The following is an 11,978-nucleotide window of genomic DNA, read 5'->3' on the forward strand; positions in this document are numbered from 1 at the left end:
CGACTGCCTGAGGCAAGCCGGGTCACGCGGGACGCGTGACCCGGCCGGTGATTTTTTCTGCAACTACGGGGACAGTATTTCAATCTGAATCACCCCCTGTGCGCGCGCGGGCTTGCATCCCGGCGCAGATCGCGGAAAATGCCGGGGTCGCCACCGACCCTGTTCGGCAGGCTCCCCCATCAGTGAGGTGGCAGATCTTGCCTGCAACAAATCCATCCGGTCGTGTCGAAGAGGACAGACGCCTGCAGCCCGAACAGGAGGCCAATCCCCCGACCCAGGCCGGTGAAACGCTGATCAGCGTCATCATTCCGACCTATAACTACGCGCATCTGCTGCCGCGAGCGCTCGCTTCGGTGTTCGTGCAGATGGCTGACGATGTCGAACTGATCGTCGTCGATGACGGCTCGACCGATGCCACCCCCGAGGTTCTGGCAAGCCATGCCGCGCGCTACCCGCGGTTGCAGCTCCTCGCGCAGGTCAATGCCGGTGCCGCAGCGGCACGCAATCACGGGATTCGTGCGGCACGCGGTCGTTATGCGCTGCTGCTCGACGCGGACGACGAGTTGCTGCCGGGTGCGCTGGCGTGTCTGCGCACGCTGCTGGCAGAGCATCCGGCGGCGGGCATGCTGCTCGGTGCGCAGGTTTCGGTTTACCCGGACGGTCGCCAGCGCCTGCGCCTGCCGAAGCCGGTGCCGCCTGCTTCCGCATGTGAACTGGCCAAACGCTACCTGCTCGAAAAGCGCGTGTCGATTTCGCATGGCTGTTCGCTGTTTCGCCGCGATCTGCTCCTGCAAAGACCCTACCCGGAAAACCTGCGCGGCGGTGAAGACGTGGCGGTTTTTGCGCATCTCCTGGTCAGCGCCCCGGTCGTCGTCACCTGTGAACCGCTGGCGCGCATCCACAAACATCCGGACAGCCTGCGCCACCAGCGCGATGGGGAAGAAGCGCGCGCGCGTGCAATGGTCTCCGAAGTCTTTGCCGGGCTGCCTCCCGAATGTCAATCGCTGCGCCGACGCTACCAGGCGCAGCGCTATCTGTCCCTGTTTCGTACCGCCCTGCTGGCTGGCGAGCGCTCGACGGCCAGGCACTATTATCGTGATGCCTTTCGCCTGAGTCCCTGGCAGGCCTTGCGGGGGCGCCACCTGCGCAAGGCCCTTCGCTTGCTGGCAGGGCTGTGAGGAGGCCTGGATGTGGTTATTGAGAGCTGATGGGGTGACCGCGCTGCCGCGGGTTTCGCCAGCGCGGCTCGCGTTTCTCGGCAGCTTGCTGCTTTCGCTGCTTGCTGTTGCCGGCACGGTGACCCTTGCCAAGGATGCTGCGCGTTACCTGTACGTCAGCCAGCAGATTGTCGAGCAGGGCCCGCGAGTGGCCTTCGAGCTGTTCAGCTGGCCCTGGTTTTCACTGTTGCTGGCGGCGACGCAGCGGCTCCTGGGCATTTCGCTGGAACTCGCGGCCTACCTGTGGTGTGCTTTCCTGATGGCGGGAACCTGCGCCCTGCTGGTGGCGATCACGCAACGCTTCGTGATCGGCAGCGGCTATTGGGCTTGCCTGGTGGTGTTGTCGATTCCTGCCTTCAACCACTTGCGCTACGACATCATCCGGGAGTTCGGATTCTGGTTTTTCTGTACCCTGGCGCTGTGGCTGGCGCTGCGCTGGCTGGAACGTGCCGGCTGGCTGCGCGCGCTGCTGCTGCAACTGGCCATCGTCGCCGCGGTGCTGTTTCGCATCGAGGCGGTTCTCCTTTATCCGGCGCTGGCGCTTTGCCTGCTGGCCGATCTGAAAACACGCCAGGCCTGGATACGGCTGCTGCAGATCAGTCTCCTGCCGCTGGCCGGACTGCTGGTCGCGGTGGTCTGGCTGCTTTCCGGGCATGCGCTTGCGCAGGAACGTGTCGACTACGTCCTGTCTCTGGTGAGTCCGCAGAATTTCCTGGCGCGCTTCGATCTGATGGCCAGCAGGTTTGCCGAAGTGGCGCTGGCGAAGTACTCTGCAGATGATGCCCGGCGCATCGTCTTCTTCGGTTTGTTGCTGACTTTGATCAGCAAGTTTGTCGCGCTCTGCGGGCCTTTCGCCCTGACCCTGCTGTATCGTCCCGGCTGGCGTGGCGTCGCTGAGTTCTGGCACAAGCTCAGGCCGATGGCCTGGGCCTGGCTCATTTATTTTGGCCTGTTGCTGATTTTCTTCGTACAGGAGCGATTCATCAACTCGCGTTACGTCAGCTTCCTGAATCTGCTGGCCGTTCCGTTGCTGACCGTGTTCGTGATGTCTTTTGCCAGGGATTTCCCACGCCTTGCGAAAATCCTCGTGACCGTGTCCCTGTTGGTGATGCTGCAGAACGTCGTCTCGTTTGCCCCGAAGAAAACGCATTACCTCGAAGCTGGCGCCTGGTTATCGCAACACACCCATCCTGCCGACGCGATATTCTATGAGGACTCACGACTGGCCTATTACGCGGGCCGGGGCTATCCCTACATGCCGTTCGATCGCGAACAGGCGATGAGTGCCGAGCAGGCACCGAACTTCCGCTATTTCGTCCTCATCGACAAGCCTGGAGACGCCGCGCTGCAACGCTGGATGGCGCAGCAACACAAGCAGGTGCTGAGCCGGTTCTCGAATCGCAAGGGCGATACCGTCCTGGTGATCGGCGATTGAGGGCGGTCCGGCGGACGACCGCGTGCAGCATACGCCGCCCGCCAATACTCGGCGTTCGCTGTGCGCTTCCTCCTGCAGCGTCGGGTACTGAAGGTGACGCCGGGTGCGCGGGCTCCGCAACTTGTCCTACGACAATGCGGGCGGCGCTTCAGAAACCCCAGATCTGGTTGATGCGGACAAAGCCTGTCTGTCCCTCGCGATGGCGCACCTTGACCCAGCCGCCGGGAGAAGTTTCGAGATACTCGAGAGAAACGTTCTTTTCCGCTTCGAAGACGAGGGCTGCGGCCTCGTCGGCGTTTTGCCGGACCTGGGCGCGCGCAACCGTGACGATGACCGAACGCCGCTTGACGAGCGCCGCCGCCTCGATCCACGCCAACCCGCCGTCGGCATCGCGTACCTTCGACCATCCCTCGAGGTTGACCACCAACTCGACCGGCGTGCCTCGTCTGATCACGAAAAGCTTGCTGCCTCTGAGCGATGGCGCATCGTAGAGCACCGTCGCAATGTTGACGGTGCGATATTCAATTGCCAGCGCCGGCACGGCAAGTCCTGCGCCCAGCAGCAAGCCCAGCAGCCGCTTCATCGACGCGCCTTACTGGATCGTGGCCGCGCTCGCTGCATCCTTCGCCGCTTCCTGTTGCTGCAAACGAGACATGTACAGAGCCTCGAAATTGACCGGCTGCAACAGGACCGGCGGGAAACCGGCGCGGATCACGGCATCGGAAACGACTTCGCGAGCGTAGGGGAAGAGAATGTTGGGGCAGGCAATCGACAGCAGGGGTTCCATGTTCTCGTCGGGAACGTTCTGGATGCGGAAGATGCCGGCCTGACCCACCTCGACCAGAAACACCGTCTTCTCTTCGATCTTGGAGGTCACGGTGGTCGTCAAGGTCACTTCGAAGACGCCCTCGCCGATACCCTGGGCATTGGTCTGCAACTGGATGCTGACCTTGGGAGCTTCGCGCTCGAGAAAAATCTGTGGCGCATTGGGTACTTCAACCGACAAATCCTTGATGTAGAGCTTTTCGATCGCAAAGACCGGGTTGTCTTGCGCGGGGGTTTCCTGTTCGCTCATGGTAATTCTCTAACCTTTGTTGTAGATGGGTGGGTAAAGCTCGGGAAATGGGTGTCAGATGCGGGTGTCAGATGCCTTCAACCGCAAGCAGGGGCATCAATTTGCCCGCACGGTCGAGTGCAACGAGTTCGTCGGAACCTCCGACATGCGTATCGCCGATGTAAATCTGTGGAACGGTGCGCCTGGCCGTCCTTTCCAGCATTTCGGCACGGCGCTCGGGATCGAGATCGATACGCACTTTCTCGATGTCCACGACGCCACGGGCACGCAACAGTTGTTCGGCGCGAATGCAGTAGGGACAAACGGCTGTCGAGTACATCAGCACACGCGGCATGGCGGTCATTTGCGAGTTCCTTTCTTGAGCGGCAGACCGGCCTCGACCCACGCCACCGTACCGCCTTCGAGCGAGTGCACCTTGGAGAAACCGAGCTTGGCCAGTGTCGAGCAGGCAGAGGAAGCACGGGCGCCGGACTGGCAGACCAGGATCAGCGGCGTGTCCTTGAACTGCGCCAGCTCGCCGGCACGTTCCGCGAGTGATTCCGAGGGAATGTTGCGCGAGTCGCAGAGGTGCCCGGAAACGTACTCATTGGGCTCGCGAATGTCGATCAGCTGCGCATTTTCGCGGTTGATCAGCAGGGTCGCCTGCGTCGGCGTGAGCGAGTGGGCACCCCCAGGACGGCGCACCGAAAGCGCCAGCAGCATCGCGCCACTGACCACGGCAACGGCCACCAGCAAAATGTTTTGTTGAATGAATTCCAACTGAAACTCCAGAAACTGACAGGTCCAAAAAGGCGGCAGGACAAGCATGGGCGTGCGTCGCTGATGCGACTTTTGCCTCAATCTCCGCAAAAAACCTCGCGCATCATGCCAATCAACTGCAGCGTGCGGGCGTCACCGACACGATAGTAAACCCGATTGGCGTCCTTGCGCGCGAGCAGAACGCCCTTTTCGCGAAGGATTGCAAGGTGCTGGGAAATGTTGCTTTGCGAAGTGCCTACCGTTTCGACGATCTCTTGCACACAAACATCCTGATCGCCAATCACGCACAGTATCTTGAGGCGCAATGGATGCGATATCGACTTCAGCGCACGTGCCGCCTGCTCGATATGTTCCTGCTTGTCGATGATACTGGTCCGGATAGGCACGACGATATGACCGACTCTTCAATTATCATATAATCGGCCATTATAGAGCAAAACCCTGACTGCAGGAGAACACCGCCAATCCTGGGCAGCGGAAGGTTTTTGCAAACCGACCCGGGTTTCAGCAAGGGATGTGCCGCTCATTGACGAGAAAGCATTCTTTTCCCTCATGCACCACCGCTCACGGTCGAACAGGATCGACCGCCGTCGCGGCCGATGCCGGGCGGACCGCAATGCATCCCTGGCGCTGCTGGCCTGTCGCACTGCTGATCATGTCTGCACTGCTGGCGTTCGGCGGGACCGCCCGCAGCAGCCAGAACGTCCGGGAGACGGCCGCGGCGTCGCTGAGCGAGGTCGCCGAACGTCAGGACGACCTGAAATCGCTGCGTTCCCAGATCGATGCGCTGCGCAAGGAAATGGCCAGCGCCGAAGGTTCGCGCCGAGAGGCCATCGATCAGTTGCAGGATGTCGAGCAGGCCATCTCGTCCACCCAGCGCGAACTGCACGGGCTGACGACACAGATCGACAAGCTGCAGGCCAGGTTGCAGGATCTCGGTAGCCAGGCGCGCGAACTCGAAAGGACGCTGAGCATACAGCAGACGCAACTGGAAAAGCTGCTCTACCGGCAGTACCTGCGCGGCACCCCGGACCCATTGCGACTGTTTCTCAACGGTGACGACCCCAACCAGCTGGCTCGCGATTTCCACTATCTCGAGGCCATCGGCCGGGCGCGCGGACAGATTCTGCGCGAGGTCGAGGCTACCCTGCAGCGCAAGCAGGCGATCGTTTCCGAGACCCGCCAACAGACCGCGCTATTATCCGCCATCGAGGCCCGGCAGAAGGAAGAACATGCCAGACTGCTCGCCCAGCGCCAGCAGCGCCAGGCGATGCTGGACAAGATATCGACGCAGATCGCGGGACAGCGACGCGAGATCGGCAATCTGCAACGCGACGAAAAGCGCCTGACGGAACTCGTTGACCGACTGTCGAAAATCATCGCCGCCAGGGCCGCCGAAGCGCGGGAGGCTCGCCGGGAGGCACTACGGGCAGCGCATCGGCGCGAGCCGCCGCGGCAGGGGGCGCCCCAGGAGAAGCTGTTGCGAACACCGCCCGCCGACCCGGAGGGGTCTGCGCGTGCCGGGCCGCCCGCCGAGGAAGATCCGGCAGGCGGCGCAGCGGCGCCGGCGGTCCGCGCCGAGAATCCACCGCTGGTCGCCGACAGGCTGGCCAGCATGAAAGGGCAACTGCGACTGCCGACGCGCGGCTCGATCAGCAATCGATTTGGCGCTCCGCGACAGGAGGGCAGCACCTGGAAAGGTCTGTTCATCCTGGCCAGCGCCGGCAGTGAGGTCCGGAGCATCGCGGCCGGGCGGGTGGTTTTTGCCGAGTGGATGCGCGGCTTCGGCAATTTGCTGATCATTGACCATGGCGGCGGTTATCTGTCGATCTATGCCAACAACGATTCGCTGCGCAAACAGGTCGGCGACGAGGTGCAGAGCGACGAAGCGATCGCCACAGTGGGCAACAGCGGTGGGAATCCTGAATCCGGTTTATACTTTGAGCTTCGTCACCAAGGGAAACCGCTCAATCCGCTGGTTTGGGTTAGCCCGAAATGAGGTGCAGACTGGAGTGAGACAAATGGGTAAGTTGAAACAGGCCGGGCTGGTTTGTGCCGGGGTCGTGGGTGGCGTTCTGATCAGCCTGCAGTTTTCGGCGATTGCCGACAAGGAGATGCGCGCCAGTCTGCCTGTTGAGGAACTGCGTACGTTTGCCGAGGTATTCAATGCCATCAAGACCGGCTATGTCGAGCCGGTGGACGACAAGAAACTGATTACGCATGCCATCAGCGGCATGCTCTCCAACCTCGATCCGCACTCGAGTTATCTGGACGCCGACGCCTTCAAGGATCTGCAGGTCGGCACACAAGGCGAGTTCGGCGGCATCGGCATCGAAGTGGGCATGGAAGACGGTCTGGTCAAGGTGATTTCGCCGATCGAGGACACCCCTGCCTATCGCGCCGGGGTGAAACCCGGCGACCTGATTTTCAAGATCGACGACACCCTGGTCAAGGGCCTGACCCTGAGCGAAGCAGTCAAGCGCATGCGCGGCAAACCGAAATCCCAGATCAGGCTGTCGATCATCCGCAAGGGTGAAGCCAAACCGCTGGACATCACGCTGGTGCGTGAAGTGATCAAGGTACAGAGCGTCAAGTCGAAACTCCTCGAGGGGGGCTATGGTTATCTGCGCGTCACTTCTTTTCAGGAGAATACCGGCGCTGCAGTGGTCAAGCATCTGGGCGATCTATTCAAGCCTGGTTCGCTCAAGGGCCTGGTACTCGATCTGCGCAATGATCCCGGCGGCCTGCTCAACAGCGCGGTCGGCGTCTCGGCGGCCTTCCTGCCTCCGGATATCCTGGTCACCTCGACCGATGGACGCACCCCCGATGCCAAGCACCGCTTTTCCGCCTCGCCAGCAGACTATCTGCGCGGCAGCCGCGAAGATTACCTGAAGGCACTGCCGCCCGAGGCGCGCAAAGTGCCGATGGTGGTGCTGGTCAATGGTGGCTCTGCTTCGGCTTCCGAAATCGTCGCCGGTGCGCTGCAGGACCACAAACGTGCGATCATCCTCGGCACCACGACCTTCGGCAAAGGCTCCGTGCAAACCGTCCTGCCATTGCCCGGGAACACTGCCATCAAGCTGACGACCGCTCGCTACTTCACCCCGTCGGGTCGTTCAATCCAGGCCAAAGGCATCGTGCCGGACATCGTCGTCGAGGAGAATGCCAACGGCAGTTCGACCGAGCGTTTGCGGGAAGCCAACCTCGATCATCACCTCGACAACAACAAGGAACCCGCCCCGACGATCAAGGAGACGCCCGCCAAGCCGCCCGTCAAGGCCACACCGATCAAGACGAGAAGCGGTGCGACGAAAGACGAGCCCGATGAGTCCTCCGAGCTTCCGAGCCGTGAAATTGCTTCGAAAAAGGACTATCAGTTGAACCAGGCGCTGAATCTTCTCAAGGGGATGCAGATCATGCAGAGCCAGCGGTGAACCCGTCTTGCGGAGTGGAGAAAGTGAAACGACCAGAAGCGACAGCGCACAAGGCGACAGCGATCCGTAAACAGCGGAATATCCTGTTTGCCAAATTCCCGCCAGGCCAGGTACCCGAAGCCAGCGACTTTCTCGGCAGGCTGGAGGACCTGGAAATTGAACGGCGTGAACAGCAGCGTGCACTCGGCGTCGCCTACGATCTCCGCCGCCACTGCCTGCAGGAACTCGAAGGCACACTCGAAGATCAGGGCTACCATCTCGACAACACGCTGATGAGCAAGATGATGCGCGCACTGATCTACTACGTCGAGGAAACGCAACTGCACAACCTCGAAACCCCCGAGCGGCTGCTCAAACGCTCGCAGTCGGAAGCCTATACCCACGCCTGGGAACGTCATCCGCACGGCGACCACGACGATACCCCGCCGGAGTGGCGCGAATACAAGTAAGGCCTGGTCGATGGACGACGGACAGTTGCTGCGCTACAGCCGGCATATCCTGCTTGAGGAGATCGGCGTCGAAGGGCAGCAGCGGATACTCGATGCGAAAGTGCTGATCGTCGGTGCCGGGGGGCTGGGTTCGCCGGCTGCGCTCTACCTCGCGGCGGCCGGCATTGGGAGAATCACCCTCGCCGACGGCGATACGGTGGACCTCACCAACCTGCAGCGCCAGATTCTCCATACGCAGGAGCGGATCGGTCAGCCGAAAGCCCTCTCCGGACAGGTCGCGTTACATGGTGTCAATCCCGAAGTGGTGGTCGAGGCGATCACCACCCGCCTGGCCGGTGCAGCGCTGCAGGAGCTGGTCGCCAATGCGGACGTGGTTCTCGATTGCTGCGACAATTTTGCCACGCGACACGAGGTCAACCGGGCCTGCGTCAGGCACCGTAAGGCACTGGTTTCCGGCGCGGCGATCCGCTTCGCCGGACAGCTTGCGGTATTCGATAGCGGTCGCGATCGCACTCCCTGCTACCACTGCCTGTTTCCCGAAGCCGAGGAGGTCGAAGAGGAACGCTGCGCGACGATGGGAGTATTCGCGCCGCTGACCGGCATCATCGGCACGATGCAGGCCGCCGAAGCCCTCAAACTGATTGTCGGCAGTGGCGAGGTGGTGCTGGGCCGTCTCTGGCTGCTCGATGGTCTGTCGATGGAATGGCGCAGCATCCGGTTCGGACGAGACCCGGAGTGTCCGGTATGCGCCGGGCTCAACTGAAGCGGGCGAGCAGACGCAGGTCGGAACCCAGCGAACGGATGTCACGAATCGCGAGTGTGCGCCGGGCGGCCAGCGATTCGAGCGCGGGCAGGTCGAACATGCCGCGTGCCACCTCACCGATCAGACAGGGCGCGAGATAGAGCAGCAGTTCATCGACCAGACCCGTACGCAGCAGCGAGCCACTGAGTCCGAAACCGGCTTCAGCATGCACTTCGTTGATGCCACGCCGGGCGAGTTCGTTGAGCAGGGCCGGCAGATCCACCTGTCCATCGGGACCGGGCAGCAGAACGACTTCGGCACCACGCTGCCGCAGGGCAGCGGTCCTGGCCGGTGCATCGACAGCGGCGGCGACCAGAACCGTGCCATCGTCGAGCACTCTGGCGTCGAGCGGCAGTTCGAGGCGGCTGTCCACGACCACCTTCAAGGGCTGACGCAATGCCCCGACCAGGTTTTCCACTCCGCGCACATTGAGTTGTGGATTGTCGTGACGGATCGTGCCGATACCCGTCAGGATCGCGCAGGCACGCGCTCGCCAGCGATGACCATCCTGCCGTGCCGCCGGGCCGGTCAGCCACTGGCTGGCACCATTCTGCAGCGCCGTCCTGCCATCGAGGCTGGCCGCCAGCTTCAGCCGCAGCCATGGCCGGGAACGTGTCATGCGTGCGACGAAACCGATATTGATCTCGTGCGCCTCGTCAGCCAGCAAGCCACACTCGGCCAGCAGTCCGGCCGCGCGCAGGCTGGCCAGACCCTGCCCGGCGACCAGCGGATTGGGGTCCTGCATCGCAGCGACCACCCTGGTCACCCCGGCAGTGAGCAGCGCTGCAGTGCAGGGAGGCGTTCGGCCATGGTGACTGCAGGGTTCGAGGGTGACATACGCGGTCGCCCCGCGCGCTTTCTCGCCAGCGGCCTGCAAGGCGTGAACTTCGGCATGTTCCGCCCCGGCTCGCACATGCCAGCCTTCACCGACAATCTGTCCGGCGTTGACGATGACACAACCGACGCGCGGATTGGGCGTCGTGGTGTACAGGCCGCGCTCGGCAAGGCGAAGCGCCAGCGCCATGAATTGGTGATCCGCCGCGCTGAACGCCGGCGCCATCAACGGCCGAGTGGCTGCGCAGGATGCGGCACGTCGGGGGAAACCTCGAGAATGACCTTGGAGAACTCGTCTACATCCTCGAAATTCCGATACACCGAAGCGAAGCGGACGTAGGCGACCTTGTCGAGTTTCTTCAGCTCGCGCATGACCATTTCACCCAGCTTCTCCGAGGCCAGTTCGCGCTCGCCCAGCGCCAGCAGTTTTTCCTCGATGCGGGCGATTGCCGCCTCGACAGCATCGACGCTCACCGGTCGCTTGCGCAGCGCCAGCCAGAGACTGGCGGCAAGCTTCTCGCGGTCGAAATCGACCCGCGAGCCGTTCTTCTTGATGACTTGCGGCAGGCGCAAACCGGCCCGCTCATAAGTCGTGAAGCGCTTGTCGCAGGTCAGACAGCGCCGCCGCCGCCGCACGATATCGCCGTCGTCGTTGATACGGGTGTCGGCGACGGCCGTTTCGTCAGCGCCGCAGAACGGGCATTTCATCTCGCCGAGCCGCCATAGACCGGAAATTTCCGGCAGAGATTCGAGACCTCGGCGCGCACGCGCGCCAGCACCTCGGCGTCGCTGGGCGCATCGAGCACATCGGCGATCAGGTGGGCAACCTGCTCGGATTCGATCTCGGTGAAACCACGCGTGGTCATCGCCGGCGAACCGAGGCGGATACCCGAGGTCACGAAGGGTTTCTGCGGATCGTTCGGGATGGCATTCTTGTTGACCGTCATGTGCGCGGCGCCGAGCAGCGCCTCGGCATCCTTGCCGGTGATGTTCTTGGCGCGCAGATCGACCAAAAACACATGCGATTCGGTTCGACCCGAGACGATGCGCAGCCCCCGTTCATCTGCCAATACCCTGGATAGTACGCGGGCGTTGGCGACCACCTGCTCCTGGTAACGACGGAAGGCGGGCGTCAGGGCCTCCTTGAAGGCGACGGCCTTGGCAGCGATCACGTGCATCAGGGGACCGCCCTGCAGACCGGGGAAGATCGCCGAATTGATCGCCTTTTCATGCTCGGCCTTCATCAGGATGACGCCGCCGCGCGGGCCGCGCAGGGTCTTGTGCGTCGTCGAGGTCACGACATCGGCGTGGGGCACCGGGTTGGGATAACAACCGGCAGCGATCAGACCCGCGTAGTGCGCCATGTCGACCATGAAGATCGCGCCGATTTCCTTGGCAACATGGGCAAAACGCTCGAAGTCGATACGCAGCGAGTACGCCGACGCGCCGGCGATCAGGATGCGCGGCTTGTGCTCGCGCGCCAGCGCTTCCATCTTCGCGTAGTCGATCGCTTCGTTCCGGTCGAGACCATAGGCCACGACCTTGAACCATTTGCCGGACATGTTGAGCGGCATGCCGTGTGTGAGATGGCCCCCTTCGGCCAGACTCATTCCCATGATCGTGTCGCCCGGTTTGGCAAAAGCCATCAGCACCGCCTGGTTGGCCTGCGACCCGGAATGGGCTTGAACGTTGGCGGCCTCGGCAGCAAACAGTTTCTTGAGGCGGTCGATGGCCAGTTGCTCGGCGACGTCGACATGCTCGCAGCCGCCGTAATAGCGCTTGCCGGGATAGCCCTCGGCATACTTGTTGGTCAGTTGCGAACCCTGCGCGGCCATCACCGCGCGGCTCACATAGTTTTCGGAAGCGATCAGCTCGATATGCTCTTCCTGACGCTGATTTTCGTTCTCGATGACCCTCCAGAGCTCGGGATCCACTTTCGCCAGGGTGTCTTTGTCGGAAAACATGATGCGCCT

Annotated in this window: 14 protein-coding genes; 6 read left to right on the forward strand and 8 right to left on the reverse strand. The window is 62.3% G+C overall.

The genetic code is table 11. The features are described 5' to 3' along the window. Nucleotides 1-197 precede the first annotated feature (197 nt). Together CAPSK01_RS02565 and CAPSK01_RS02570 are read left to right on the forward strand one after the other, a co-directional pair. The gene (locus tag CAPSK01_RS02565) at nucleotides 198-1,178 is read left to right on the forward strand and encodes a glycosyltransferase family 2 protein (protein WP_273702962.1); all 981 of its coding nucleotides are present in this window, start codon (nucleotides 198-200) and stop codon (nucleotides 1,176-1,178) included. A 10-nt stretch (nucleotides 1,179-1,188) separates the two neighbouring features. Further along, a complete protein-coding gene (locus CAPSK01_RS02570) occupies nucleotides 1,189-2,652 on the forward strand; it encodes a hypothetical protein (protein ID WP_273702963.1) in 1,464 nt (487 codons plus the stop codon). A gap of 148 nt (nucleotides 2,653-2,800) precedes the next feature. Here the strand turns inward: CAPSK01_RS02570 and CAPSK01_RS02575 are convergent, their stop codons facing one another. The 5 genes from CAPSK01_RS02575 to CAPSK01_RS02595 form a co-directional block, all read right to left on the reverse strand. After that, nucleotides 2,801-3,235, reverse strand: coding sequence for an SH3 domain-containing protein (locus CAPSK01_RS02575; protein WP_034922101.1), 435 nt, complete (start codon nucleotides 3,233-3,235; stop codon nucleotides 2,801-2,803). A gap of 9 nt (nucleotides 3,236-3,244) precedes the next feature. Then, the gene (secB, locus tag CAPSK01_RS02580; protein ID WP_034922104.1) at nucleotides 3,245-3,727 is read right to left on the reverse strand and encodes a protein-export chaperone SecB; all 483 of its coding nucleotides are present in this window, start codon (nucleotides 3,725-3,727) and stop codon (nucleotides 3,245-3,247) included. 67 nt (nucleotides 3,728-3,794) lie between these two features. Then, a complete protein-coding gene (gene grxC / locus CAPSK01_RS02585) occupies nucleotides 3,795-4,070 on the reverse strand; it encodes a glutaredoxin 3 (protein WP_273702964.1) in 276 nt (91 codons plus the stop codon). Next, nucleotides 4,067-4,486 (reverse strand): rhodanese-like domain-containing protein, encoded by a 420-nt coding sequence (locus tag CAPSK01_RS02590; protein WP_034922152.1) that lies wholly within the window; start codon nucleotides 4,484-4,486, stop codon nucleotides 4,067-4,069. Before CAPSK01_RS02590 ends, grxC begins: the two co-directional genes overlap by 4 nt. Nucleotides 4,487-4,563: 77 nt before the next feature. Next, a complete protein-coding gene (locus tag CAPSK01_RS02595) occupies nucleotides 4,564-4,872 on the reverse strand; it encodes a metalloregulator ArsR/SmtB family transcription factor (RefSeq protein ID WP_273702965.1) in 309 nt (102 codons plus the stop codon). Between the two features lie 269 nt (nucleotides 4,873-5,141). Between CAPSK01_RS02595 and CAPSK01_RS02600 the strand changes: the two genes are divergently transcribed. The 4 genes from CAPSK01_RS02600 to CAPSK01_RS02615 are packed head-to-tail and all read left to right on the forward strand — an operon-like array spanning nucleotide 5,142 to nucleotide 9,132. Then, complete coding sequence (locus CAPSK01_RS02600; RefSeq protein WP_273702966.1) at nucleotides 5,142-6,485, forward strand: peptidoglycan DD-metalloendopeptidase family protein; 1,344 nt, start codon at nucleotides 5,142-5,144, stop codon at nucleotides 6,483-6,485. A gap of 22 nt (nucleotides 6,486-6,507) precedes the next feature. Then, nucleotides 6,508-7,920, forward strand: coding sequence for a S41 family peptidase (locus CAPSK01_RS02605; RefSeq protein WP_034922115.1), 1,413 nt, complete (start codon nucleotides 6,508-6,510; stop codon nucleotides 7,918-7,920). 23 nt (nucleotides 7,921-7,943) lie between these two features. After that, nucleotides 7,944-8,369, forward strand: coding sequence for a hypothetical protein (locus CAPSK01_RS02610; protein ID WP_034922118.1), 426 nt, complete (start codon nucleotides 7,944-7,946; stop codon nucleotides 8,367-8,369). A 10-nt stretch (nucleotides 8,370-8,379) separates the two neighbouring features. Then, entirely contained in the window at nucleotides 8,380-9,132 is a 753-nt protein-coding gene (locus tag CAPSK01_RS02615) for a HesA/MoeB/ThiF family protein (RefSeq protein WP_034922122.1), read from the forward strand. On the opposite strand, the gene ribD is transcribed toward CAPSK01_RS02615, so the two are convergent. The 3 genes from ribD to glyA are packed head-to-tail and all read right to left on the reverse strand — an operon-like array spanning nucleotide 9,125 to nucleotide 11,969. Then, on the reverse strand, nucleotides 9,125-10,231 hold the full coding sequence (ribD, locus tag CAPSK01_RS02620) for a bifunctional diaminohydroxyphosphoribosylaminopyrimidine deaminase/5-amino-6-(5-phosphoribosylamino)uracil reductase RibD (RefSeq protein WP_034922125.1): 1,107 nt from the start codon (nucleotides 10,229-10,231) through the stop codon (nucleotides 9,125-9,127). The genes CAPSK01_RS02615 and ribD overlap by 8 nt on opposite strands. Further along, complete coding sequence (gene nrdR, locus CAPSK01_RS02625; RefSeq protein ID WP_034922129.1) at nucleotides 10,231-10,713, reverse strand: transcriptional regulator NrdR; 483 nt, start codon at nucleotides 10,711-10,713, stop codon at nucleotides 10,231-10,233. Before nrdR ends, ribD begins: the two co-directional genes overlap by 1 nt. After that, nucleotides 10,710-11,969, reverse strand: coding sequence for a serine hydroxymethyltransferase (gene glyA, locus CAPSK01_RS02630; protein WP_034922131.1), 1,260 nt, complete (start codon nucleotides 11,967-11,969; stop codon nucleotides 10,710-10,712). The genes nrdR and glyA overlap by 4 nt, the downstream gene beginning before the upstream one ends. Between the last annotated feature and the right edge of the window lie 9 nt (nucleotides 11,970-11,978).

It is taken from the genome of Candidatus Accumulibacter vicinus, from assembly GCF_000584955.1.
GTDB lineage: Bacteria > Pseudomonadota > Gammaproteobacteria > Burkholderiales > Rhodocyclaceae > Accumulibacter > Accumulibacter vicinus.